The organism is Bradyrhizobium sp., assembly GCF_004799445.1.
GTDB lineage: Bacteria > Pseudomonadota > Alphaproteobacteria > Rhizobiales > Xanthobacteraceae > Bradyrhizobium.
The window spans coordinates 1-24,938 of record NZ_SSNA01000056.1; the positions used below are offsets into that span (position 1 = coordinate 1).

General features: G+C 61.7%; 20 protein-coding genes and 3 pseudogenes. 12 read left to right on the forward strand and 11 right to left on the reverse strand.

Going from position 1 to position 24,938, the window contains the following annotated elements; genetic code table 11:
• On the reverse strand, positions 1 to 221 hold a 221-nt coding region (locus E8A46_RS06790; protein ID WP_291559025.1), incomplete at its 3' end, for a nucleoside 2-deoxyribosyltransferase.
• Positions 222 to 726: 505 nt separating this feature from the next.
• Here E8A46_RS06790 and E8A46_RS06795 point away from each other — a divergent pair.
• Positions 727 to 1,221 (forward strand): annotated as a pseudogene (locus E8A46_RS06795) (helix-turn-helix domain-containing protein); the annotation flags it as partial.
• Positions 1,222 to 1,247: 26 nt separating this feature from the next.
• Positions 1,248 to 1,859: pseudogene (locus E8A46_RS06800) on the forward strand (IS66 family transposase); the annotation flags it as partial.
• Between the two features lie 379 nt (positions 1,860 to 2,238).
• On the opposite strand, the gene E8A46_RS06805 reads toward E8A46_RS06800, so the two are convergent.
• The gene (locus E8A46_RS06805) at positions 2,239 to 4,185 is read right to left on the reverse strand and encodes a hypothetical protein (protein ID WP_291559027.1); all 1,947 of its coding nucleotides are present in this window, start codon (positions 4,183 to 4,185) and stop codon (positions 2,239 to 2,241) included.
• Positions 4,186 to 4,765: 580 nt separating this feature from the next.
• Positions 4,766 to 5,458 (reverse strand): annotated as a pseudogene (locus tag E8A46_RS06810) (sorbosone dehydrogenase family protein); the annotation flags it as partial.
• 262 nt (positions 5,459 to 5,720) lie between these two features.
• On the opposite strand from E8A46_RS06810, the gene E8A46_RS06815 reads away from it, so the two are divergent.
• From E8A46_RS06815 to E8A46_RS06825, 3 genes are all read left to right on the forward strand, one after another.
• A complete protein-coding gene (locus tag E8A46_RS06815) occupies positions 5,721 to 6,149 on the forward strand; it encodes an outer membrane beta-barrel protein (RefSeq protein ID WP_291559028.1) in 429 nt (142 codons plus the stop codon).
• A 283-nt stretch (positions 6,150 to 6,432) separates the two neighbouring features.
• Positions 6,433 to 6,636 (forward strand): hypothetical protein, encoded by a 204-nt coding sequence (locus E8A46_RS06820; RefSeq protein WP_291559029.1) that lies wholly within the window; start codon positions 6,433 to 6,435, stop codon positions 6,634 to 6,636.
• 170 nt (positions 6,637 to 6,806) lie between these two features.
• Complete coding sequence (locus E8A46_RS06825; protein WP_291559030.1) at positions 6,807 to 8,357, forward strand: caspase family protein; 1,551 nt, start codon at positions 6,807 to 6,809, stop codon at positions 8,355 to 8,357.
• A gap of 34 nt (positions 8,358 to 8,391) precedes the next feature.
• On the opposite strand, the gene E8A46_RS06830 is transcribed toward E8A46_RS06825, so the two are convergent.
• The 4 genes from E8A46_RS06830 to E8A46_RS06845 all read right to left on the reverse strand — a co-directional run bounded on the left by E8A46_RS06830 (position 8,392) and on the right by E8A46_RS06845 (position 14,273).
• The gene (locus E8A46_RS06830; RefSeq protein WP_291559031.1) at positions 8,392 to 10,275 is read right to left on the reverse strand and encodes a potassium transporter Kup; all 1,884 of its coding nucleotides are present in this window, start codon (positions 10,273 to 10,275) and stop codon (positions 8,392 to 8,394) included.
• A 187-nt stretch (positions 10,276 to 10,462) separates the two neighbouring features.
• Positions 10,463 to 12,730 (reverse strand): xanthine dehydrogenase family protein molybdopterin-binding subunit, encoded by a 2,268-nt coding sequence (locus E8A46_RS06835; protein ID WP_291559032.1) that lies wholly within the window; start codon positions 12,728 to 12,730, stop codon positions 10,463 to 10,465.
• Positions 12,727 to 13,779 (reverse strand): xanthine dehydrogenase family protein subunit M, encoded by a 1,053-nt coding sequence (locus tag E8A46_RS06840; RefSeq protein ID WP_291559033.1) that lies wholly within the window; start codon positions 13,777 to 13,779, stop codon positions 12,727 to 12,729. The genes E8A46_RS06835 and E8A46_RS06840 overlap by 4 nt, the downstream gene beginning before the upstream one ends.
• Complete coding sequence (locus E8A46_RS06845) at positions 13,776 to 14,273, reverse strand: 2Fe-2S iron-sulfur cluster-binding protein (protein ID WP_291559034.1); 498 nt, start codon at positions 14,271 to 14,273, stop codon at positions 13,776 to 13,778. Before E8A46_RS06845 ends, E8A46_RS06840 begins: the two co-directional genes overlap by 4 nt.
• A 268-nt stretch (positions 14,274 to 14,541) precedes the next feature.
• Here E8A46_RS06845 and E8A46_RS06850 point away from each other — a divergent pair, with 268 nt between their 5' ends.
• Together E8A46_RS06850 and E8A46_RS06855 are read left to right on the forward strand one after the other, a co-directional pair.
• A complete protein-coding gene (locus E8A46_RS06850; RefSeq protein ID WP_291559035.1) occupies positions 14,542 to 15,195 on the forward strand; it encodes a TetR family transcriptional regulator in 654 nt (217 codons plus the stop codon).
• 102 nt (positions 15,196 to 15,297) lie between these two features.
• Positions 15,298 to 15,705, forward strand: a complete 408-nt coding sequence (locus tag E8A46_RS06855) for a DUF4864 domain-containing protein (RefSeq protein ID WP_291559036.1) — start codon at positions 15,298 to 15,300, stop codon at positions 15,703 to 15,705.
• A 20-nt stretch (positions 15,706 to 15,725) separates the two neighbouring features.
• On the opposite strand, the gene E8A46_RS06860 is transcribed toward E8A46_RS06855, so the two are convergent.
• The gene (locus tag E8A46_RS06860) at positions 15,726 to 16,961 is read right to left on the reverse strand and encodes an MFS transporter (protein WP_291559037.1); all 1,236 of its coding nucleotides are present in this window, start codon (positions 16,959 to 16,961) and stop codon (positions 15,726 to 15,728) included.
• Between the two features lie 387 nt (positions 16,962 to 17,348).
• Here E8A46_RS06860 and flhA point away from each other — a divergent pair, with 387 nt between their 5' ends.
• The 5 genes from flhA to E8A46_RS06885 all read left to right on the forward strand — a co-directional run bounded on the left by flhA (position 17,349) and on the right by E8A46_RS06885 (position 22,661).
• Positions 17,349 to 19,478: a flagellar biosynthesis protein FlhA gene (flhA, locus tag E8A46_RS06865; protein WP_291559038.1), complete on the forward strand. Its 2,130-nt coding sequence runs from the start codon at positions 17,349 to 17,351 to the stop codon at positions 19,476 to 19,478.
• A 122-nt stretch (positions 19,479 to 19,600) separates the two neighbouring features.
• Positions 19,601 to 20,125, forward strand: a complete 525-nt coding sequence (locus E8A46_RS06870) for an SCP2 sterol-binding domain-containing protein (RefSeq protein WP_291559039.1) — start codon at positions 19,601 to 19,603, stop codon at positions 20,123 to 20,125.
• A complete protein-coding gene (locus E8A46_RS06875; RefSeq protein ID WP_291559040.1) occupies positions 20,118 to 21,134 on the forward strand; it encodes a peptidase U32 family protein in 1,017 nt (338 codons plus the stop codon). The genes E8A46_RS06870 and E8A46_RS06875 overlap by 8 nt, the downstream gene beginning before the upstream one ends.
• A gap of 6 nt (positions 21,135 to 21,140) precedes the next feature.
• Positions 21,141 to 22,070: a U32 family peptidase gene (locus tag E8A46_RS06880; protein ID WP_291559041.1), complete on the forward strand. Its 930-nt coding sequence runs from the start codon at positions 21,141 to 21,143 to the stop codon at positions 22,068 to 22,070.
• 390 nt (positions 22,071 to 22,460) lie between these two features.
• A complete protein-coding gene (locus E8A46_RS06885) occupies positions 22,461 to 22,661 on the forward strand; it encodes a hypothetical protein (RefSeq protein ID WP_291559042.1) in 201 nt (66 codons plus the stop codon).
• Between the two features lie 254 nt (positions 22,662 to 22,915).
• Here E8A46_RS06885 and E8A46_RS06890 read toward each other — a convergent pair whose 3' ends face one another.
• The 3 genes from E8A46_RS06890 to fliJ all read right to left on the reverse strand — a co-directional run bounded on the left by E8A46_RS06890 (position 22,916) and on the right by fliJ (position 24,937).
• Positions 22,916 to 23,788, reverse strand: a complete 873-nt coding sequence (locus E8A46_RS06890; protein ID WP_291559043.1) for an anti-sigma factor — start codon at positions 23,786 to 23,788, stop codon at positions 22,916 to 22,918.
• Positions 23,789 to 24,334 (reverse strand): sigma-70 family RNA polymerase sigma factor, encoded by a 546-nt coding sequence (locus E8A46_RS06895; protein ID WP_291559044.1) that lies wholly within the window; start codon positions 24,332 to 24,334, stop codon positions 23,789 to 23,791.
• A gap of 183 nt (positions 24,335 to 24,517) precedes the next feature.
• The gene (fliJ, locus tag E8A46_RS06900) at positions 24,518 to 24,937 is read right to left on the reverse strand and encodes a flagellar export protein FliJ (protein ID WP_291559045.1); all 420 of its coding nucleotides are present in this window, start codon (positions 24,935 to 24,937) and stop codon (positions 24,518 to 24,520) included.
• Position 24,938: the final 1 nt, after the last annotated feature.

Below are 24,938 nucleotides of genomic sequence, written 5' to 3' on the forward strand. Positions count from 1 at the left end.
CCCGAATCTGGATCAGGGCCATCCATGTTAGCGATTACAACATCGCAAAGCTCAATGGCTTCTAACAACGATCTAAGAATAGAAAGGGCTTTGCGTTCGCCGGAAGATTGCTCTTGCGGGAGAAAAACATCATGACCTGCCTCACTGAGGGAGGTGGCCAAATTTTTGTTGAAGGCAAGTTCGGCCGCCGTAAACAACGGGCCTGCCAGATAAATTTTCATCGAAACCCCGTGAGCGGTTGAGATGCGACAGCTTTTCGCTATCTTGAACAAATTTTTTCCGGCGCGCAATCGGTATAGACGCCGGCCCGGTCAGGAGGCGAACCCATTCCCGCGGCGTGGCATGTGAGCTTGATCCGATGATTTTGCCCGGGCTTTAGTTGCTCGAAGTTAAAGAATACGTCGCCACGGCCGGTTAAACTGAGGCCCGGCCGGGTCGATGCATGACGAAACTAACGGGACCATTTGGACGGTAAAGGTCACACCGAACTTAAGAGAAGCTTCGGAAGGCGTGTCAGAGGGGAGGCAGACGAAATGACGGCGAGGCAAAAATTGGCAAAGCAAAAGTCACGCGACGAAGAATATCACTTGCACGCTCAGATAAAGCCACGCGTCTCATCGAGCTATTACATTTCGACACGGGATAACGACGCGAGCGGCGATGAAGCTATTGGTCTGATTCATTCGGACGATTCCCAAATCGACCGAAGCAGTTCAGGCTCTCGGCATGAGAGCAGGAATTATCGTAAAGGTCACCCGGGCGGACCGCCATCGACTTGAGGCGATCGTCTCGGATCGCGGCGCGCCTCAGAAGCATGTGTGGCGGGCCAACATCATTCTTGCCACTGCCGAGGGCTGTGGCACCGCCGAAATCATGCGCCGCTCGGGCAAATCCAAGCCCGTGGTGTGGAGATGGCAGGCCCGGTTCATGGCGGAGGGCGTCGAAGGGCTGACGCGCGACAAGACGCGCAAGCCCGGCAAACCACCGCTGCCGACCGGCACCGTGCAGAGAGTGGTCGACCTGGCGCTCGGGCCGCCGCCGGGAGAAACAACCCACTGGACCGGCCGGATGCTGGCGAAAGCCGCAGGGGTAAGCCTGCGTTCGGTGCAACGCATTCTCGAAGCCCACCAACTCGCGCCGCATCGCATCCGCACGTTCAAGCTGTCGAACGACCCGAAGTTCGCCGAGAAACTCAAAGACATCGTCGGCCTCTATGTCGATATGTAGACGACTATTGTAGCCTGTTAGGCTACCGTAAGCTGGCCGAGGGCGGCGACGTCCGGCTGGCGTTTTGGTGGTCGCATGTTCGGCGTGGCTTCTATGAACTGGCAACTCCCGGTCCGTCGCCGATTGCCAGCGAAGCGCTCGAACACATTGCCGCGCTTTATGCCATTGAGAAAGACATCCGTGGCCGCGGCGCCGATGAACGTCGCACCGTCCGGCAGCAGAAAAGCCAGCCGCTTGTCGATGCCCTTGAACCGTGGCTGCGGGCAAAACTTGGTCTGATCAGTCAGAAGAGCAAGCTCGCCGAAGCAATCCGGTACGCCTTGTCGCGCTGGGAAGGTCTGACGCGCTTCATCGACGATGGCCGCATCGAGCTCGACAACAACACCGTCGAACGCTCCATCAGACCCATCGCGCTTAACCGGAAAAATGCTCTGTTCGCAGGGTCGGACGGCGGCGCCGAGCATTGGGCAACCGTCGCTTCGCTCATCGAGACTTGCAAACTCAACGACGTCGACCCGCTCGCGTATCTAACCGACGTCCTCACCAGGATCGTCAACGGGCACCCAAACAGCGACATCGATCAGCTGCTGCCATGGGCCTATCGAAAGCAGGACCTCATAGCCGTGGCCTGAAAACGACGCTTACAGTCTACCAATGCCTTGAACCACCCGTTAAAGCAGGCTTCTGGATCGCTATATATAGGCCAAGTTCTTCCCGTTTCGTCCTGCAGCTAGTCAATTTAGCAAGGCGGACGATTTCGCTTTTCGTCGCATCGGCCGTATCTTACCGAACCAGGCCCGACAATTACCCCACATGATACGCGGCCCCCTTCACCGCCGAGATATGACCAGCACGTTTCGCACCGCGGTCCGAGCCCCTCGTGTCTGACGACGCAGTACCAGTGCTTAGTCTGAGCAACAGCACTGACCGTCGGAATGATTGACATCAGGCCCAACCAAAGGAAGAAGGACCCAATCTTACGTAACTTGTTTTGCGTAACACCATCTTGGTTCACGGCGCTGATCCCATTTTTGACAAGGTGAATGTGCCGCCGATTCCGTTTGGATTTCGCCTTAGCTGACCAGAAATTGCAAAATCCCCTGCCCTGGCGGGCTTTTGCACAAGATCAAGATCGAGATTTAGCCCTGGCAATTCTTGATCGATATTTCCGCGAGTGAGCTCCGGCCACCAGTCGTCAGGCGTAGCGAGCCGGAGAAGTATGCCCGTTTCCAGAATAGGGCACGTCATGATGAAAGCAGGGTCAGTCGCGAATTTTAGAAAGATGGATCTGAAAGGAAACACGATTCGAATGGAGTTCGAAAACGTCGCTTGAATTGTTGCCTTTGACGATCCGTCACTAAACTGCGCCGAAGTGTCAATACCTACTGATTGGGATGGTACGCTCGCGTCTTGAGACAGACTCTTCTCATACGGTGCAACACAAAACGTGTGGCCGGTAGCGTTGAGGGGGATGAACTTGATCTTTCCATCCACATGGGCGCTCGACTCGGCGGTCAGCGTTGCCTTGAGCTTAAGATCTTTATCGTCAAGCGCAATGTTCGTTATGCAGGCACGAGCAGTGCCGTTAAATAGCAAATCGCGAGTAGTTTCGATGTTGCCAAAATTGGGCCCCGCAGCGCGCCATCTCTTGTAACCCTCCTTGTAGCTCTCGCACGCACCCTTATCAGCGGTCTTCTTTAGTTCGCAAAGTTTGTTGGCGGCGTCCTTATCTGCTTCACATTTCGCCTTAAGAAGGGGTTTCTGCGCCTCGCATTGAAGCCTTCTGTGTTCTTTGCCTAGTTCACATCCAGGATCGTTTCCGCGGACCTTGCAATGTCCAAACACAGAAACTAAGCAGCGATTACATTCTGCGTGTTGTGCACAGTCTTGGCGTTGTGCGCACTCGCGCTTGTCGGAACAATCGCGAGTAGGAGTGCAATCGATTTTTTCGACTGGCGGCAGTCGAAGCCTGGTATCGACGTGAATGGAAAGATCTTTCATTTTTCCATTCATACAAAGCGGGCCCGAACTCAGCATTTGAGCGGCAAGCTGCCGAATTAGACCACGATCAACGTACGCTGCAAAATGACCCCGACGCATCCAATCTGCGCCGGTCGCCGCCAGTTTTTGATTGACCTCAGTGCGAAAGTCTTGAAATTTTACGTTCTTGGGTTTGACGGGGACAGCGTTCGCGCTCCCCCCAATTTGGGCCACCACAACAACGAAGTGTCCATCGATGATGTGAGATAGAGATGCAACAACAAGCCTGGACGATATGACGCTCTTGTCGAAAGCAACTGTGATGCCGCGCTGTTCCTTAGGCTTAAGTTGGACGGTCGCGGAGACAGTTGTAGGAAGGTGAAGCTCCGTTCTGTTTAATAGGCTCTGCAAAGGAACAAGTAAGCCGTTAATGATCGCGTCGGCGATCTCGTTTACAGGCCCTGGTAGCGGTTGTCCGCCTTTTGAAATCGTTAAATCCTCAATTTGAAGATCACTTACGAGGAAAGCCAAACGAAAATCTGCAGGCGATTTCTCGTCATTGAGCTCTACCGCGGTAGCCAACTGGACCCGGATTTGTGCTTTTATGTTGATCGTGCCAAGCGCTCCCATGGAGAGAGGACCGGCATAATCAAGCAAGCCTCGGATCGACTGGTCGCTTAACGTAAGCTTTGCGCTTTTCAGCCCCGAAATGTCTTTGGCGAGTTGAGCAGCTAATATCCGGTTGACGGCATCCTCGCTTACCGCTGCAGCGAGATTCAAAGTTGAAATTTTTTGCAGTCCATACTGCGCCGCATCAACGACATCTTGGGCGGTTGTCGCAGTGAACTTGAGCGCGGCTTTCTTCTTAATTTGACTGATGATTTCCTGGACCTGCTGTTGACCTGATGCCTGAGCGTCCGCGTTTTGTGGGATGAACGCTCCGATCAACGCCAAGACTGCAAGCAGCAAAGAGCGCATGTAACCTCTCCATTAGAGTTGGCTCGTGGTTAAAGGACAAATGCTGCGTCGCGGACAAGGTCAAACCGCGCCCTGTAGGCCATTGATTATAGTATCGATTGAATCATTGGGTTCGAAAAAGTCCATAAAATTGGCGCGCCCCATCGTTGTCTCTAAGAGACAAAAGAAAAATGACGGTTCGCTTTCATCATGGACGCACCAGCTCTTCTTAAGTTAGCACTTTTAGGTTGCATTTACTAGGGCTATTTGTGTTCGAATTCACGACCCAGAAATGCGCGGTCCTTGATAAGTTGAATCGAGTGCAAACAAGCTCTGCCTCGCCCTGGGTGAGGGGACTCGTTCTAGCGACAGGCTTCGCCGTGTCATTTGATGGTGAGAACGCTTTTGTCGATCAACTGTAGATACAATATTGATTAGTTATCGAGTTGTCGTCACAGCCAAGGCTGGGCTCCGGTCCGAACTCACCCGCGGCGCAACTGTATAGATTTGCCGCAAGGCGCGCGCATCCAAATATCGTGTTGTTAGGCACCGCCACATTGATGCTGACTGTCCGAGAGAGACCACCCCTCACGAGTTCGAAGGTTACTATGCCCTCCGCGTCATTGGTTCTGGAACCAACCGATACCAGCATCCGCTTGTTGTCGGGCGTGAAGACCAGGTTTCTCGTCGTGTGACTTCCTCCACTCGGTAGCCCAGCAACGATGTCAGGTTTTCGCGAGGCCTTGGTATCGCCCACAGCATAAGAAAAGCGAACGATACTGTCCGTATTGGCGACGTAAACCCATTGAGGGTTATCCCCACTGGGGAAAAAGGCAATGCCGAAGGGTTGGTCAAGTCCGCTTGCGAAAATCTCATTTATGGAAGGTTTTGAATTTCCATCGGCAGCTCTCAAGACACGGATCCTACCCGCGTGAGTTTCCGCGACGAAAATGTCACCATTAGGCGCTACCCGCATCTCGCGCGGTCCGGTCAGCCCCTCGGCGAATAACTCGACTTTGAAGCCGGGCGGGACCTGCGGGACGGCATCAGAGACTCGCGATACCACATGAGGAAAATTGGCGACCGAGGGCGTTGCTCCAGGTTTCGGCAAATCGTCAGGTTTTATAATCCGGCTCAAGCCTGGCTTATCGGAGTGCCAATCACCGAATGCCGCGGCTCCTACCAGCGGTCCGGATTGACCAAGTGCGTGACCTAGGCCGGTGACAAATATCGCCGCGGTCAACCAAAAGGATCGAACGCGTGAACCCTTTCTATCACTGCCTTTCACGGACATTCTTTCGACGTTTGAGGGCGATAATGAGAAATCGAACCTTAGTTTATGGGCTCGCTCGACTCAACAGTGATTGAACTGGCGACCTGACCACCGAGCCAGTGGCCGCGCCAGGTTGGTCTTGCGCGGGCTCAATGGGGACGCGCGCAGATCGTCAAAGGGCATGAGGTCGGAACGCATAGAGCGACACCTCGTCGTCCCGCTTGCGCGAACCTGAAGTCGGGAATGCCATCGGCCCCGAGGGTACACCGATCCTTCGGGGGGCGTGTTCTCGGGAAACTCGGGTCTGGCGATCGGCCAGCACTGGTTCGGGACCACACGACTGCGGCTGGGTTATCAGGTGTTCGACCGCTTGCTGGCCTACGTCACCGGCGGCGTCGCCTATACCGGCATCAGCGCCAGCATTTCGGGCGGCACGACGGACAATTTAATGGGCCCGTACACCTCGAACACCAGCGGTTCCGGATCGGCAACCAAGATCGGCTGGACCGTGGGTGGCGGGTTCGAGGTCCCGATTATCGACAACCTCAGCCTGAAGACGGAATATCTCTATACGCAGTATAGCGGCGTGACGGTTGCCTACCGGACAGTAGCGGTGGAACCGTTCTTCTTCACGGACACGACACGGGGCTCGCTCTCCACCGGAACCATCGGGCTTCATATCGCGCGCGCCGGACTGAACTGGAAGCTGTGAGCCGGCGGCAGGTTCGCCGCGGCAGGGAGCACTTGCGACCAAGAAATCCAGTGGACGTTGCGGCCTGGCCGGCTGGATTGCCTCGCGGAGTTATACCAGCGTTCGGAATGGCTGACACCGTGCCGGTCGACCCGGCCAACCGTCCTGCCCCGCGGCACGAAACCCACTCGGGTGCCGCGGCATGCACCTCCGTATTCGTACGGCTCCGCAAATTAACCGGCGCGCCAACCACTGGCCCTAGGGTCGGGCACCCGACCACGGTCACCAGAAAGGATCAGCCGCCATGTACGCTGAACCCATTTGCATCGCGTGCGACGTCGAGAGGAAGCTGACCGACATTGCGCCGGTCAAAAACCGGCACGACATGCTGAGCTACGAATGCCCGCAATGCCTGAGCATCTTCAGGCTGGTGGTTCGGCGCGAGCGGCGCGAACTCGCCGAAACGAACCCTGGGCGCCCCATATTCGCGGCGGCAGAGCCGGCTTAAGCAGCCGGCCTAGCCGGCACCCTTGATCGAATTGCGCGACCGCACGGCAACTTCCGGCGTGCCCTCGCCCGACATCAACCGGCTTTAACAAGCACGACCATCGAACCAAGGGCAGCTCCGACGAGACCAACAGGCAGCGGGAATTGGTCCTGTTGGCGGAGCGCGCTGTCATGGCTGGCCGGATCGGCACCCTATCGCGATCGATTTTCGCGGCGTTGTTGATCTGCGCCGGCATCAACTCCGCGGCCCACGCCGAAAAACGCGTGGCGCTGGTGATCGGCAATTCGGCCTACCGCGCCGTGCCGGCGCTTCCGAATCCCGCCGGCGACGCCAGGCTGATGTCGGACACGCTGTTGTCGCTCGGCTTCTTCGTGGTCGGCGGCGGCGCCCAGCTTGATCTCGACAGAGCAGGCTTCGACAACGTACTTCGCGAATTTGGCAAGGAGCTGGTCGGCGCCGACCTCGCGCTGTTCTACTATGCCGGCCACGGCGTGGAGACATACGGCCTCAACTATCTGATTCCGGTCGACGCCCATCCGGCCAGCGACGCCGACATCTTTGCGCAGGCCATCGGCACCGCGGGTATTCTCGATCAGATGGAGAAATCGGGCACGCGGATCAACCTGATGCTGCTCGACGCCTGCCGCGACACTCCCTTCAGAGACGACGGGGCGCGTTCGACATCGGGCGGTCTTGCCCAAATGCAGGCGCCGCCGGGAACACTGATTTCGTTTGCGACCCAGCCGCGCAGCGTCGCGCTCGACGGCGATGACGGCCACAGTCCGTATACCAAAGCGCTGGCGGCGACGGTCCAGCGGCCCGGTTATGGCCTGTTCAAGACCTTCAACGAAGTCGGCCTTGCCGTGGAGAAGTCGACCCAGGGCCAGCAATTGCCGTGGGTGTCCTCCTCCCCGATCAGCGGCAATTTCTATTTCGCCGGGAGGCCTGCGCCCGAGACCCCCGTCGTCGAAGCGCGGCTCTCGCCGCCGGGCGATTCGTTGCGCCGCGATCTCATCACCGATTGCGACCGGCTGGCCGGAATGCCCTACGACACCGGACGCGCGCCGAACCTGCCGGGCGTCGAGCTCGACAAGATCGATGTCGCGGCGGCGGCAGCGGCCTGCAACGACGCGATCGCGCAATATCCCGATGTGGCGAGATTGACGTTCGAGGCGGGGCGCGTGGCCAACGCGCGGAAGGACTTTGCCGGGGCAAAGCGGCTGTTCGAAAAAGCCGCCGACGCCGGCTACGCGATGGCGATGAACAACATCGGCGCCCTTTACGAGGGCGGCGACGGTGTTGCCAGGAATTACGCCGAGGCGGTGCGTTGGTACAGCAAGGCCGTGGCGGCAGGCGAACCGATCGCGATGGTCGATCTCGGCTGGCAGCATGAAACCGGCCACGGCGTGGCCAGGGATTATGGCGAGGCCGTTCGGTTATACGAGGCGGCCGCCAGGGCTGGCGTGCCGGCAGGCATGAACAATCTTGGTCTGCTCTATCTATACGGCAAAGGCGTTGCCCGCGATTACGGCGAAGCGCGCCACCTGTTCGAACAAGGTGCTGCAATGGGCTGCGCCGCCTGCATGAACGGACTGGGGGCCATCTACAATGAAGGCGACGGCGTCCGCCGCGACGCCAGGGTCGCCCGGCAGTGGTTCGAGAAGGCGGCGGCGCTGGGCAATCCCGAAGCGAAGCGGAACTTGCGGGGAATGCGCAAATGACGGTGGCGCGGCTGGCCGACAACATCATCCGCAGCTAGAGCTCGATCTGGCCGCCGAGCTCGATCACGCGGTTGGGCGGGATGCGGAAGAATTCGGTCGCCGCGAGCGCGTTGCGATGCATCGCCTCGAACAGCCTGATTCTGATCCGGCTCATGCGCGGCGCCGCAGCGGGAACGATCGTCAGCCGGCCGACGAAGAACGAGGTATCCATCAAATCGAACCGCAGTTGCTCCGAGCCGCAGGCCTCGAGCGCCTGCGGGATGTCCGGCTGCTCCATGAAGCCATAGTGAATGACCACCGAATGAAAATCGTCCAGCAGATGGGTGACCTGGATACGCTGATCGGCGGCGATGTAGGGGGCGTTCCCGGTCACCACATGCAGCAGCACGATGCGCTGATGGATGACCTTGTTATGCTTGAGATTGTGCAACAGGGGAACCGGCACCACATCGGTGCGGCTGGTCATGTAGACCGCCGTGCCCGGCACGCGCGACTTGCCGTGAATCTGTTTGATGAAGGAGGCCAACGGCAAGGTGTCGCGCTCCAGCGTTTGCATCATGAGTGCGCGACCGCGCCGCCAGGTCCAGATCAGAAAAAAGATCACGGCAGCGACGACCAGAGGGACGAACCCGCCCTCGAAAACCTTCATCAGGTTGGCGGCGACGAAGGAGAGATCGACGACGATGAAGAGCCCGGCAACCACCAGGCTCGTCGGCGGCTTCCAGTTCCAGATCTCGCGCATCACCAGGAACATCAGCACCGAGGTCAGCAACATGGTCAGCGAAACCGCAACCCCGAACGCCGCTGCAAGATTGTCGGAAGAGCGAAACGCCAGCGTGAGCCCGAGCGTCATGGTCATCAGCACCCAGTTGACCGAACCCACATAGATCTGGCCGTAACCCTGCTCCGAGGTCTGCGTGATGTGCAGGCGCGGACATAATCCGAGCTGGATCGCCTGCCGTGTCATTGAAAATGCCCCGCTGATGATGGCCTGGCTGGCGATGATGGTGGCCAGCGTGGCAAGCAAGACCAGCGGCACCTGGAGCGGCGCCGGGCACAGCACAAAGAATGGATTGACCTCAGCGGGAACCGCGCCTTCAACGACTGCGGCCGCCTGTCCCGCATAGTTGAGCACCAGCATGGGAAGGACGAGCCCGTACCAACCGATGCGGATCGGACGGGCCCCGAAATGGCCCATATCGGCATAGAGCGCTTCAGCGCCGGTGGCACACAGGAACACCGCGCCGAGAACCAGGAAGCCGGTCAAGCCGTGGGTGAACAGATAGCCAAAGCCATAGCGCGGATCGAGCGCCACCAGCACGCCGGGATGGGTCATTACGCCACCGAGGCCGAGCGCGCCGATCGCGATGAACCACACGGTCATGATCGGCCCGAACAGTTTTCCGATTCGCGCGCTGCCCTGTGGCTGCAGGGCGAAGATCGCGACCAGCACGGCCACCGAAAGCGGCACCACATAGGGCGCGATCTCCGGCACCGGCAGTTTGAGGCCCTCGATCGCGCTCAACACCGAGATCGCCGGCGTGATCGCGCCATCGCCATAGAGCAACGCGGCGCCGAACACGCCGATCGCGATGACGACGGGCCGATCGCCATGCTTGATGCCGAGCAGCGACATCAGCGCCAGGATGCCGCCCTCCCCGTCATTGTCGGCCCGCATCACCACCCCGACATATTTGATCGAGGTGGTGATCAACAGCGTCCACACGATCAGCGACAGCATGCCGATGGCTACTTCAGGCGTCGCTCCGCCGCCCCAGTCGAGCGCCGTCTTCAGCGTGTAGAGCGGGCTGGTGCCGATGTCGCCATAGACCACCCCAAGCGCGCCGAGCGCCAGGGCCCCGAGACTTCCACGCGGCGCATGCGCGCTGCGGTTCTCGGCAATTGCAATTGTACTCATCGGCGGCCCCAGGAACGCGACACATTAGCCTACTCGCTGGCCTCGCCAATAGCGTTCCTTTGCGACAATGACTGTGTCGGGCAACCGATAAATGTGGCTAAGCGGCGGTACGCCTCCGTCGTGTACGGACTGGCGCAAAACTTGCGGAGATGCGGCAGAGCGGCGGACTTAGCCGCCGCTGCACGCGCTATTGGTGGCCCACCACGAGATCGTCGATCCTGATCGGGAAACGGCGCACGCGGACGCCGGTGGCGTGCCAGACCGCGTTGGCGACCGCACCAGCGCTGCCGGTGACGCCGATTTCGCCGACGCCCTTGATGCCGAGCGCATTGACGTGAGGATCGTGCTCATCGACCAGGAGGACATCGAGCGACGGCACGTCGGCATTGACCGGCACATGGTATTCGGCAAGGTTCGGATTCATGATTCGCCCGCTTCGCCGGTCGATCACGGCTTCTTCGTGAAGCGCGAACGATACGCCCCAGATCATGCCGCCGAACAGCTGACTGCGGACAAGGCGGGGATTGATGATGCGCCCGGCGGCGAACGCGCCGACCGCGCGGGTGACGCGGACCTGGCCGAGATCGGGATCGACCTTGACCTCGACAAAAACCGCGCCGTGAGCGTGCATCGCGTAATCGGCTTGCGCCGCAGGGTTTGCGGTCCCCGTGCCGCGGGCTTCGATTTCGGTCAGGCCAGCGCGCGTGAGGATATCGACATAGCTGTCACCGCGGGTTTCGTCGTCGCGACGAAACAGCCGGCCGTCGCGGGCAATGACGCCGGCGTTACCTGCGCCGAACAGCGGCGACCGCTGGTCGCTGGTGGCGAGATCGGCCAGCTTGGCAATGACGGCGGCGCCGGCATTATGGATCGCCATGCCCGCGGTCGCGGTATGGGCCGAGCCGCCGGCAATGCCGGCATCCGGCAGGTCCGAGGTCCCGGACCTGAACTCCACCCGGTCAAGGTCCAGTCCCAGTCCATCGGCCGCGATCTGGGCGAGCGCGGTCCAGGCGCCCTGCCCCATGTCGTGGGCGCCGGTTTCCATCACGCCGGACCCGTCGCTTCGCACCACTGCGCGCGCCGCGCCCTGAAACATCAGCGCCGGAAACGTCGCCGTGCCCATGCCCCAGCCGACCAGGAAGCCGGCCTCGTCACGCATCTGTCGCGGCGCAGGCGGACGTTTCGACCAGCCGAACCGCTCGGCCCCTTGCGCGTAGCATTGACGCAAGGCTTTCGAGGAGAACGGCTTGCCGGAAATCGGTTCGACTTCCGCATAATTCTTCAGGCGGAAGTCGAGAGGATCGATCCCGCAGGCCGATGCCATTTCGTCGATGGCGCTTTCGAGCGCAATCGATCCCGTCGCTTCGCCCGGGGCGCGCATGAATAGCGGCGTGCCGGTGTCGACGCGGACCGCCTCATGCGAGGAACGGATGGCGGGGCTTGCATACAGCGTATGCGACGCGTCGGCGGCCGGCTCGAAGAAATCGTCGAAGCTGCTCGATGTTATCTTGGCGTGATGATCGAGCGCGGCCAGCCTGCCCTCGCCGTCGGCGCCGACGCGAAGCCGCTGTCGGGTCGGTGCGCGATGACCGACCGGGCCGTACATCTGCTCGCGGCGGAACACGAGCTTGACGGGTTTACCGACCAGCCGGGCCGCCATGATGCCGAGGATCTGCGGGCCCGAGATCAGGCCCTTGGAGCCGAAGCCGCCGCCGAGGAACGGGCTGCGGATATGGATCTTGTCCGCCGAGAGGCCGAACAGTCCGGCAATCCGCCCCTGCGCCATCGCCAGGCCCTGGGTCGGCGTATCGATCGAAAGCGCATCACCGTCCCACGCCGCCACGATCGCATGCGGCTCCATGGCATTGTGGTATTGCGCCGGCGTCTCGTAAATCGCTTCGATGCGCTTCGATGCGCTGGCAAGTCCGGCCTCGACATCGCCGCGCTCGATCACGGCCGGATGGCCGACGCCAACGGCCGGTGGCACGAAGCTGTCGTTCGAATCGAGCCCGACGCGGGCGGGCTGGATTTCGTATGTCGGGGCAAGCAGCGCTGCCCCTTCCGTCGCGGCCTCCAGCGTCTCGGCGATCACCACCGCAATCGGCTGGTAGGCATAACGCACCGCGTCGTTCTGCAGCAGTTCCATGCGAAACATGAAGGGGTTGGTCTTCGCGTCGGGATCCTCCGCAAGCGGCGGCTTGTGCGCCGGTGTCATGACATCGACGACGCCGGGGTGACTCTTGGCCGCATTCACATCAAGAAACGTCACGCGACCGCGCGCGATGGTGCTCACCGCCAACACCGCGTGAAGCATTCCGGCAGGATGTTGATCCGCCGCATAGGGCGCTTCACCCCTGACCTTCAGAATCCCGTCGCGGCGGGTCAGCGGCTGCCCGATATTCGAACCGTGCCGGGCATGGCGAGAAGTTTGGGTAAGGCCGATCTCAGGCGTCATGCAAACGCTCCCGCTGGAGATGAAAAAGGCGAAGCCGGCAGGGCAGGAACCCGCTTTGGTGTTCCGGCCAAGGCGAGCAGCAGCGCGCGCACCAGGACGCGCTGCGCGAGTTCGATCTTGAATTCGTTGTCGCCCGAGGGTTTGGCGTCGGCGAGCGCGGCCTCGGCCGCGCGACGGAAGGAAGCCGCATCAGGTCGCTGGCCTTCCAGAAGCTTCTCCGCCGAGCGCGCCCGCCACGGTTTGGCGGCGACGCCGCCGAGCGCGAGCCGCGCATCGCGGATGGCGCCGTTTTCGATCCGCAAGGCAGCCGCAGCCGAGACCACGGCGAAGGCGTAGGAGGTGCGTTCGCGGACCTTGAGATAGCGCGCATGCGCCGAGAACCCCCGCGCTTCGGCCGGCAGCCGCAACGCGACAAGCAGTTCGCCCGGCTCAAGGACGCTTTCGCGTTCGGGCGTATCCCCCGGCAGGCGGTGAAAATCCTCGAGCGCCACCTCGCGCCGGCCGGTCTTGCCCGCGATCTCCACCACCGCGTCAAGCGCGACCAGCGGCACGGCAAAATCCGACGGATGGGTGGCGATGCAGGCATCGCTCCAGCCGAGCACGGCGTGCAGCCGATTCTCGCCGATGCGGGCATCGCAACCCGAGCCGGGCTCGCGTTTGTTGCAGGCGCTGGCGGTGTCATAAAAGTAGGCGCATCGCGTCCGCTGCAGCAGATTGCCGCCGACGGTCGCGGCATTGCGCAATTGCGCCGACGCGCCGGACAATAGCGCCTCGGCCACGCTCGGATAGGATCGCGCGAATTCCGCGTCGTGGGCGAGATCGGCGTTGCGGACCAGCGCGCCGATCCGCAGCCCGCCGTCCGGCATAGGCTCGATACGATCAAGCCCCGGCACGCGCGTAATATCGACCAGACGGTCGGGCCGCGTGATGCCGCCCTTCATCAGGTCGAGCAGGTTGGTGCCGGCCGCGAGATAGGCGGCGCCTGGCTCCGTGGCGGCCGCGACGGCGTCGGAAACGCTCGCCGGCCTGACGTAGTCGAAGGTCTTCATGCGGAGCGCCTTTGGTTGGCCTCGGCGAGGCTGTTCTGGACATCGAGCACGGCTTCGGTGATCCCCGAATAGGCCCCGCAGCGGCAGAGATTTCCGCTCATGGCTTCGCGTATCCGCTCCGGGTCGTCGCCCGCCTGCCCTTCATTGATCAGGCCGATCGCGCTCATGATCTGGCCCGGCGTGCAGAACCCGCACTGCAAGCCGTCATGGGCGATGAAGGCGGCCTGCAGCGGATGAAGCTGGTCGCCGCGCGCGACGCCCTCGATGGTGAGAATGTCGGCGCCGTCATGGCTGACGGCCAGGGTGAGGCAGGAATTGATCCGCCGGCCGTCGATCAGGATCGTGCACGCGCCGCATTGGCCGCGGTCACATCCCTTTTTGGTTCCGGTCAGGTGCAGGCGCTCACGCAACAGGTCGAGCAGCGTCACGCGCGGATCATCCAGCTCGATGTCGCGCCGCACCCCGTTAACGGTGAGGCTGATGGAGTGGTTCATGCAGGGCTCCGATCAGTGCTAGGGTCAAACGGAACCGCTGCCGCTGCCACCCTCGTGGCCACCGGAATCGTTTCCGTCGCCGCCTGGTATCGCCGGGCGGTGAGGCGCATATACGGAGGGTCCCTCCGTTTTACAAGGAAGGCCGCCGCTTGAGAAAGCACCGGAAAAGTGACAACCCGCTTTCCTGAAACATCATGCGCAAACAACGAGATGAGATCGCGACCCGGTTAAATCTCAAGAGACTGTGCAAGAAATTGTGATCGATCGGATGACAGATCAGGCCGCCGAACATGTTCGAAAGCCCCGCGCCGACGCGGTTCGCAACCGCGAGCGGGTGCTGGAAGCCGCCAAGGCGGTGTTCAGCGCCGGCGGCGCCGACGCAAGCCTGGAGGCCGTGGCGAGAGGAGCCGGTGTCGGCATCGGAACGCTCTATCGGCACTTTCCGACACGCGAGTCACTGTTCGAGGCCGTCTACCGGCGCGAGGTGCAGCAACTCGGCGAACTCGCCGAACAACTGAAGAACGAGGCCGAGCCGGTTGAGGCGCTTCGCCACTGGCTGAGATCCAATGTCGAGTTCGTCGCGACCAAGAAGGGCATGACGGCCGCGCTGGCGCTCGCCGCGCACAAGCCGTCGGAACTGACCGCCTATTCGTTCGATCGCCTGACAAAGGCAGTTGGCGCGCTTTTGGACCGCGCCGTCGCCGCCGGTGAGATCCGCACCGACATCGGACCCGAAGACGTTCTGCGCGCGCTGATCGGCATGTGCTACATGCACGACCAGGCCGGCTGGCAATCGACGGTGCTCCGGCTACTCGATGTGTTCGTCGATGGCCTGCGCGTTCAGCCGAAAGCCGGTCGCCGGAAAACCTCTCCTTCACGTCGCGGCTCCCGCACGCCGGCAAAACGAAGCCGCAAGCGGTAGGGTTCGCGCCAAGGTGACATAAGCGTGCGGCTGCGCCGATGCGGCTGGCTTATTTTTTGCTTGGATGATGTCAACCAGGATCAGCACGAACCGGAGCCGATCATGCGCGCCGTTTTTTTGCTTCTCAGCCTGCATCTAGCCCTCGCCTCACCCGCCTTCGCCGCCGACGATGTCGCCACCGCGCAAAGCATCATCCGTTCCCAGCTCGAAGCTTTCAGCCATGACGATGCCGTGACGGCCTATTCCTACGCGGCACCGGGAATTCACGACATGTTTCCGCAGGCCGATATTTTCCTCGGCATGGTCCAGCACAGCTACGCTCCGGTCTATCGCCACAAGAGCTTCGAGTTTGGCGAAGCCCGCGCCTCCGACGGCAAGGTCGCCCAGCAGGTTCACATCGTCGATGCCGACGGCGTGCCGTGGGAGGCGCTGTATACGCTGGAGCAGGAACCCGACGGCAGCCTCAAGATCAGCGGCTGCGTCCTGATCAAGGTCGGCCAGGGGGCGTAGCGCGACGCGAGAGCCGCGCTTCAGGCCATCGCCAGCCGCGCGCGCGAGCGGATCAGCAGCGCCACCACGATGGTGATGTTGAGCGCATTCCACAAAAGCCCGTTCAGGAATGCCGCGGCGTAGGAGCCGGACGCATCGAAGATCACGCCCGACACCCAGCCGCCGAACGACATGCCGAAGACGGAGGCGAAAATCACGAGGCCGACCCGGGTCCCCGCTTCGCTGGCCGGCATCGATTCGCGGACGATGATGGCGTAGCTCGGCACGATGCCGCCCTGAAACAGGCCGAACATTGCCGAGATGACGTAGAGCGAGGTGAGCCCGTCGAAAAACAGGTAGAACAACAGCGCAAAGCCCTGCGCCACCGAACCGATCAGCAGCGTGCGGATGCCACCGATCCGGTCGGCGAGAAACCCCGAGCCGATGCGGCTGACGACGCCGAAGGCCATCATCAGCGACAGCATTTCCGCGCCGCGCGCCACGCCGTAACCTAGATCGCCGCAATAGGCGACGATATGAACCTGCGGCATCGCCATCGCCACGCAGCAGGCAATGCTGGCGATGCACAGCATCGCCGTCAGCGTATTGGTCGAGAGCTTGAGATCGATCCGCGGCGGCGGCGCGTTGTCGTGACTGCGGCGGCTCTCCGCGCCGATCTGGGCGCGAAGCAACGCCAGCACGATCGTCATCGCCACCGCACAGAAAATTCCGATCGCGATGTAGGTGGTGCGCCAGCCGGCCGACTGGATGCCCCAATTGACGATCGGCGGCCAGAACGTACCGCCGACATAATTGCCGCTGGCGACGATGGTGACGGCAAGACCCCGGTAACGTTCGAACCAGTGCGAGGCTTCCGCCATCAGCGGCGCAAAGGTCGCCGAGGTCCCCAATCCGATCAGGATGTGGACCGCGATGAACTGCCACAGCGTGGTCGAAAGCCCGGCGGCCACATAGGCAAGCCCGAGGAAGACGATACTGAGTCCCATCGCCACCACGATGCCGAAGCGATCGGTGATCCGCCCCGTCGCGACGCCGCCAAGGCCGAAGCCCAGCATCGTGAGCGTAAAGGCCAGCGATATGGCCCCGCGCGTGGCGCCGAACTCCCCCTGCACGATCGGCAGCACGACCACGACCGACCACATGCCGACGCTGCCGATCGCGCCGATCACCAGCGCAAGCGCGAGCCTCACCCAGGCCTGGCCGGAGTCCGGGGTGAATGCGGTGGAACCCTTGGATGAGTCGGAAGGCGCGTGCACGGGGGGAACTTCGTCGGCTACCGCCCTCCGGTCAAGCAACATGGCGCGATATTGGGCATGCAGATGCACCGCAACAGAGCCCGATTCGTCATTCCGGGGCGCTGCGGCAGCAGCGAGCTACGATGTGCAATTGCACATCGGAGAATCTCGAGATTCCGGGCCTGGTGCTAACGCACCATCCCGGAATGACAGGAGCCGTTAACCCTTTCCTAACCATAAACCGGGCAAAAATTGCCGAGTGAAGAAGTTTGAGTGTCGTCAGCCGCGTAAAACGGGGGAGTACCCGTGGACGCCAGTGCGGTGCCTCTCTTTCGAAGCGGTGGCCCTTCGGCCGCCGCGCAGACGTTTGGCGCCCGCGAACGGCATTCGCGGGGGGAAGCAAGTACCATGGTCGATGTCACGGCAGGTTCGGGCGGAGCGGCGCCGGCGTCCAGATTTCTGACTCTCGGTGAAATCGGCAACATTTTGAAGCGCGGCGATCTCGCGCTGGCGTTCGGCATCCTCACAATCCTGGTCGTGCTGATCCTGCCTTTGCCCTCGATCGTGCTCGATCTCTTCCTGGCGATCTCGATCACGCTGTCGATCCTGATCCTGATGACGTCGCTGTTCATCCAGGCGCCGCTGGAATTCTCGTCGTTCCCGACCATCCTCTTGATTTCGACCATGCTCCGGTTGTCGCTCAACCTCGCCTCGACGCGACTGATCCTGTCGCGCGGCCATGAGGGCACCGATGCCGCCGGCCACGTCATCGAGGCCTTCGGCAATTTCGTGATGGGCGGCAATTTCGTGATCGGAATTATCGTCTTCGCCATTCTGGTGATCGTGAACTTCGTCGTCATCACCAAGGGTTCGGGACGCATCGCGGAAGTCGCCGCCCGCTTCCACCTCGACGCCATGCCGGGCAAGCAGATGGCGATCGACGCCGACCTCTCCGCAGGCCTGATCGACGAAAAGGTCGCCAAGGAACGGCGCAAGGCGCTGGAAGACGAAAGCGGCTTCTTCGGCGCCATGGACGGTGCGTCGAAATTCGTGCGCGGCGACGCGGTGGCCGGCCTGCTTGTCGTGTTCATCAACATCATCGGCGGAATCATCATCGGCGTGGCCCAGCAGGGCCTGAGTTTCGGCGAAGCCGCGCGCACCTACACGCTGCTGACCGTCGGCGATGGCCTGGTCACGCAGGTACCGGCGCTGATCGTCTCCACCGCGGCGGGCCTGCTGGTCTCGAAAGCCGGCGTCAGCGGCGCCGCCGACAAGGCGCTCATGAGGCAGCTGTCCGGCTACCCGCAAGCGCTCGGCATGTCGGCCGGCGTGATGCTGGTGCTGGCGATGCTGCCGGGCATTCCGATGCTGCCGTTCCTGATGCTCGGCGGCGGCGCGGCGGCGCTGGCGTTTTCCGCGCGCAAGAAAAAGCGTGCGGCCACCGCCGCCGCGGCGGATGCGGCGGCGGCTCCCGCCGCAGCCGCGGCAGCCAATGCGGTCGACGAGCCGATCTCAACGGCGCTGAAGATCGACGACCTCAAGATCGAACTGGGCTATGCGCTGTTGCCGCTGGTGAACGCCCCCGACGGCACCGACCGCCTGACCGAACAGATCAAGGCGCTGCGCCGCTCGCTCGCGATCGAGATGGGCTTCGTGATGCCGTCGGTGCGCATTCTCGACAATGTGCAGCTCGAGGCCAACACCTACATCATCAAGATCAAGGAAGTGGATGCGGGCACGGGCCGGATCTGGCCGAACCAGTTCATGGTCATGGACCCCGGCGGAAGCCAGGTCGACGTGCCGGGCATTCACACCATCGAGCCGACCTTTGGACTGCCGGCGACCTGGGTCGACGCCAGCCTGAAGGAGGAAGCTTCGCTGAAGGGCTATACCGTGGTCGACGCCGCGACCGTGCTTTCGACTCATCTGACCGAGCTCCTCAAGAACAACGTGTCGGACCTGTTGTCCTATGGCGAGGTGCAGAAACTTCTGAAGGATCTGCCGAAGGAGCAGGGCGAACTGATCAAGGACATCGTGCCCGCCCAGGTCACGATATCCGGCATCCAGCGCGTGCTCCAGCTTCTGTTGGCCGAACGAATCTCGATCCGCGATCTCTCCACCATCCTCGAAGGCATCGCCGACGCGGTGGCATTCTCGCGCAACCCGGCGACCGTAGTCGAACATGTTCGCGCCCGCCTGGCGCGACAGATCTGCGCGCAGAATACCTCGGCCAGCGGCTACCTGCCGCTGATCGCGCTGTCGGCGAAATGGGAGCAGGCGTTCGCCGAATCGCTGATCGGCCAGGGCGAGGAACGCAGCCTGGCGATGCAGCCTTCCAAGCTCTCGGAATTCATGACCGTCGTGCGCGAGCGGTTCGAACAGGCCGCCCGCGAGGGCGAGGCGCCGGTATTGGTGACCTCGGCGGCGATCCGGCCCTTCGTGCGCTCGCTGGTGGAGCGCTTCAGGTCGCAAACAACGGTGCTGTCGCAGGCGGAGATCCATCCGCGGGCGCGGCTGAAGACGGTCGGCAGCGTCTGATCCGTGGCTCAATCTCGTGCGATTGAAGTTGCGTGTCATGCGCAGAAAAACCTTTCAAGAATCATTCAAGACTGCGCGCGACAGCTGTTGCTGTCGAACCATCGCGGCGCTACTGAGACGCCATGTTTGCTTCGCCTGCCGCATCCGATCGCCCCTGGCCTCTTCCGCTTCTCCGCTTCCTGCCTCTTCCGCTTCTGCAACCTATTCTCACTCTCATCGGCACGCAGGTTGCCAAAACCCAGCCCGACGTCTTCTTGCGGCTCGGGCCACACGCGCTGAAGTCTTTCATCATCGACCCCACCGATCTTCCGTTCGTACTGGTGTTGAAACCGAAGCCCGAGGCACCGTCGCTGAGCGCCTGGCGCCGCGATAACGCACCCTATTCCCATGCCCGCATCGCAGGCACATTTCTCGATCTATTCGACCTGATCGATGGCTCGCTCGATGGCGATGCCCTGTTCTTCTCGCGCAAGCTGCGCGTCACCGGCGACACCGAAGCCATCGTCGCGCTGCGCAACGCGCTCGACGACGTGGACGGCGGGGTCGTGGAAAGCATCACGAAAGCTTTCGGTCCGCTCGCGCCCGTCGCCACGATCACGGTCTCACATCTGCGCAGGCTCGGGGGCAGGGGGAAAAATCATGAATGACGATGTCGCGCCCCGGCGCCCCGAACTGGTCTGCCCGGCCGGAACGCCGGCCAGTCTGCGCACCGCGGTCGATGCCGGCGCGGACACGGTCTATTGCGGCCTGCAGAATGCGACCAATGCGAGAAACTTTCCCGGACTGAATTTCTCGCCCGAGGAGCTGCGAAAGTCGGTCGACTATGCCCATGCGCGGGGCCGCAAGGTCCTGCTCGCCGTCAACACCTTTCCACCCGCTGGCCAATTCCAGCTCTGGAAAGACGCCGTCGGGATCGCCGCTTCGGCTGGGGTGGATGCCATCATCGTCGCGGACATGGGGGTTGCGGCCTATGCCAGTCGTGAATATCCGCAGCTGCGGCTGCATTTGTCGGTACAGGCCGGCGCATCGTCGCCGGAAGCCATCCGCTTCCATTGCGAGGAGTTCGGCATCAGGCGCGTCGTGCTGCCGCGTATTCTGACGGTTGCCGAGATCGCCGACGTCCACCGGCAGATCCCCTGCGAGATCGAGGCATTCGTGTTCGGCAATATCGGCATGATGGCGGAGGGCCGCTGCAGCCTGACCAATTACGTCACGGGTATTTCGACCAATATGGACGGCGTGTGTTCGCCGGCGGCCGATGTCCGTTATGAAGAGGATGCCGACGGCACGCTGACGACCCGGCTGGGGTCGTTCGTCATCGATCAATACCGGTGCGGTGAAAATGGCGGCTACCCGACCATCTGCAAGGGACGGTATGGCTGTTCGGTCCAGAGCGAGCCCTATTACGCGTTCGAAGAGCCGCGATCGCTGAACCTCTCGGCCTTGCTGCCTGATCTCATGCGCGCCGGCGTAACAGCATTGAAGATTGAAGGACGCCAGCGCAGCCGCGCCTACGTGAAATCCGTCGTTGCGGCCTTTCGCCTGGCTGTTGACGGGATCATGGCCGGCGAGGAGCCGGCGCTGACCGATCTCATCGCGCTCACCGAGGGTCATAAGGAGACTCAAGGCGCCTTTCAGAGTAAGAGTTGGAGATAATCGAGCATGAGCGGCGCGCGAACCGAGCTGACGCTTGGCCCAAATTTGTTCAACTGGGCGCCCGAAAGATGGCGCGACTTCTATTTCCGGATCGCCGACGAAGCGCCGGTGGCCGTTGTCTATCTCGGTGAAACCATCTGCTCGAAGCGCGCGCCGCTGTTTTCGGATTATTACGAAGCAGTCAGCGAACGGCTTGGCGCGGCGGGCAAGACCGTGGTGCATTCGACGCTTGGCGAGACCGCTTCGCGGATCGATCGCCGGCTGGTCAGTGATGTCTGCGAAAGAACGGCTGATCTGATCGAGGCAAACGACGCATCAGCGGCGCTGTTTTTGCGCGGGCGGCCTCACTACATCGGCCCGCTGATGAACGTCTATAACGAGGAGACCTTGCGCTTTCTTGCGAGCAAGGGCGCACAGAATATCTGCCTCCCGATCGAACTGCCGTTTGCAGCAGCGTGCGTGCTCTGCGCGGTCGCAGCTTCGGAAAAGGTGATGATCGAGGTTCAGGTGTTCGGTCGCCAGTCACTTGCGCTTTCGGCACGATGCTATCACGCCCGGGCGCACGGCCGCACCAGGGATACATGCCGGTTTGTCTGCGAGAATGATCCGGACGGCCTGGTGCTGACGACGCTTGAGCGAACACCCTTTCTTGTCGCCAACGGCGTGCAGACGCTGTCCTATGAGTATCTCAATCTTGTGCAGGAAATCCCGGCCCTCAAGGCGGCGGGCGTTGTCCGGTACAGGCTATCCCCGCACAGCTGCGACATGGTGCAGGTTGCGACCACCTTTCGCAGCGTCCTTGACGGGACTTTGGCGACCGGGGAGGCATTGGCGCGTCTTGAGGAATTGCCTATCGATGCACCATTTTCGAATGGCTTCCATCATGGCCGGCCAGGCCATGGCTGGACCGTGCCGAATACGAATGTCCGATCTTGACCCGCGAAAACGCGCGGCGCCGTTTGTCCCGGCAGCCATCCGTCCCGTTAGGCGTTCGTTGCCCGAACGTGTGATCCGGCCGGGAGCAAATCGAAGCACCGGCAGCGTGTTTTTTAGCCACAGGCAAATGATTTCTTAATCCGGGTGGGTTGGCGTCATTTTGCGGCTCCGATCCGTCCAAAAGACTAAGGCACTGCAAGAATTAGGTGTTTTTGAATTTATCGATTTTTGGCAAAAACCCCAGTCGCGAACATTCACGTCTTATCACTGCTTTGTGATCGCCTCTTAGGAACCCAAAGGCGAATCCTTACGTTTCCTGCATCGAGACGGTGAACCTGCCAGCGGACCAACAAGACAAATCCGCAACAAGGCAGGTGGCAGGAGGCTTCGATGAACCATTCGATCTACAGCGCAGATCGCTCGACCCACCTCAAGATCGTGGTAGTAGCGCTCGTTGCTGGCATCGCAGTGGCGGGCTTCGGCATCTCGGCTCGCAGCAATTCGGATGACGGCTATACGCAGACCGCGCGCGTGATCAAGGCCGGCAAGCCCGTCACCGTAACCAGTTCAAATGCGTCGGTGGTGCGTTAATGATTTTGTGAATTCACGCGGCCCTAACCAGCCCCCAAATTGGGCCGCGTGAGTGTAGAAGACCCAACTACCCCCAAGTTGGCCAAGACGACCGAAAACGCCCGCTCCCCACGGGCGTTTTCTTTTTGTGGCTTCCGTTGCCTTCCCATCGCCGGAGGGAGCCAGCGGGTAAATTCGGTTGCAGGGGGAGAGCGCAGAACTGCGTTCGCTGCACCCGGCCACTTCGCAAACGTCGGTTTGATGAAAATCGGACGCTACCGCGCGGATGCCGGCGCTGCCGGCGGAACGGCCTCGATCAGCTTGCCGGTGAAAACCGGCGTCGAGTGCGGATTGCCGTCGGGCGACCCTCCGGCCTGCTCGATCGTCACCGCGTAAGTCGCCGCCTTGACCATGTCGGCGTCATACGACGCCAGCACCGGACGCGAGGTAAAGTCGCTACCTCCGATCACGCCCAGCGAGCGCGGCCGCGGCAGCTTGTCCGAGATCAGCCAGAGCTCGAAGCTCTTGCCGGGCTCGGCGGAAGCGCCGACCTTGCGAACCGTGAAATTCCTGGTTGCTCCGTCAACCGTCAGAATGAACGCGGGCGAGCCGCCCTCCTTCTGCAGGATGGCAACATACTGGGCTGATGGCACCGCGGCAGCCGGGGCCCGTGCCTCGACAACCTGCGTTCGCGGCCGGCGAATGCTGTCCGGAAGCAAATCCGGCTGAAACAGCCCGACCGCGATGATCGCAACCAGCGCCGCTGCGATCGCGGAGGCGGCGGTCGCAACGGTGCGCCAGCGCCTGGCCTTTGCGGACAACCGGATGACGTTGGCGTTGTCCACCGCGACGTCAGGTTCGTCGAGGCCAGGGGTGACCGGCGGCGGAGGCTGCGGCAGCACGATCGGCGCCTGCGGTTCGGAATGTCCCACCGCGGTTCTGATCCTGTCCCAGACCTCGGGCGGCGGCTCGACCGATCCGACCATCTGGTTGAGGGCGCCGAGCTTGTGCTGCCACGCCTCCACCATCGCCGTGAAGTCCCGGTCGACGGACATCATGGTCTCAACCTGCGCCCGCTCATCGGCATCGAGAGTGCCGAGGGCATATTCCGCGGCGAGCGCGATATGGTCGTCGGTGTAGGCCGTCATCTAAAGTCCGAGACACTCCCTGATATCCATCATGCTGCGCCGCAGCCATGTCTTCACGGTATTCACCGGCGTCTCGAATTTTGCCGCCAGCTGCTCGCGGCTCCAGCCATTGTAATAAGCCAGCAGCACAAGCTTTTGCCGATCCGGCTCCAGACGGCCAACGCACTCCAGCAGCCGCTTCAACTCTTCCGTCATCTCCCGGCGCGCCAGCGGATCGGGCGTTTCGGCCGCTACTTCCATGGCCGCCGGCTCCTCTTCGATCGAGACCTCGCCGCGTTTGCGTACCACGTCGATGGCGCGGTTCCGGGCAATCGAGGCCATCCAGGTGATCGGCGAAGACAAGGCGGGATTGAACTGTCCGGCACCGTTCCAGATCTTGACGTAAGCCTCCTGAATGACCTCCTCGGCAAGATCCTGTCGCCGCAAGATACGAAGCACCACGCCAAAGAGTTTCGCGCGCGTGGCGGCATAAAGGCGCTCGAAAGCAGCCTCATCCCCCTTCGCAACAGCGGCAATCAGCCAGACCAGCTCAGCTGGCGTCAGCATTCAGCGTCCCCAAAATCGCGATGCCCCATCGCTTCAAATCGGCGGCACCAGCCGTATCATATCTTGGGCCAAACCGGTCCACCAAGCCAGCGATGGCCGGCCCCTGGCCGAGAAAAGGCCAAGAAAAACCCGGGCCTCGCGGTCCGGGTTTTGGCAATCCTGTAGCAGGCGAGCAAGAAAGCCTCAGGCAATGGCTCCGATCCGGGCGCGCATCAGGCCGATGCTGTCGAGATCGGCCTGTTCCCGGGCGCTCTCTTCGGCCCGTTCGCGCGCCTGATCGCGCTCGTCCAGGAGCTCGACTTTCTTGAGCTCATCGAAGGCTTCGCCCAGCAGGCTTTTCGCGTCTTCAAGCTGAATACGCAATTCGTCGGCGGACCGGGTCAGATTTTCCCGCCGCTGGATCGCAGCCTTGGCATAGGTCGGATAGGCGAAATGCGTGGGATCGTTGATCCCGGCGCGCTCCTGTTCGCTCTGGATTTCGCGCTCGAGGTCGACCGACATACGCTGGAAATCGGCGATCATGCCTTCAATCTGGGCGACCCTTCGGCGCTTTTCGTCGACCTGAAATTTCTTCAGGCGAATCAGCGTTTCACGTGACTTCATC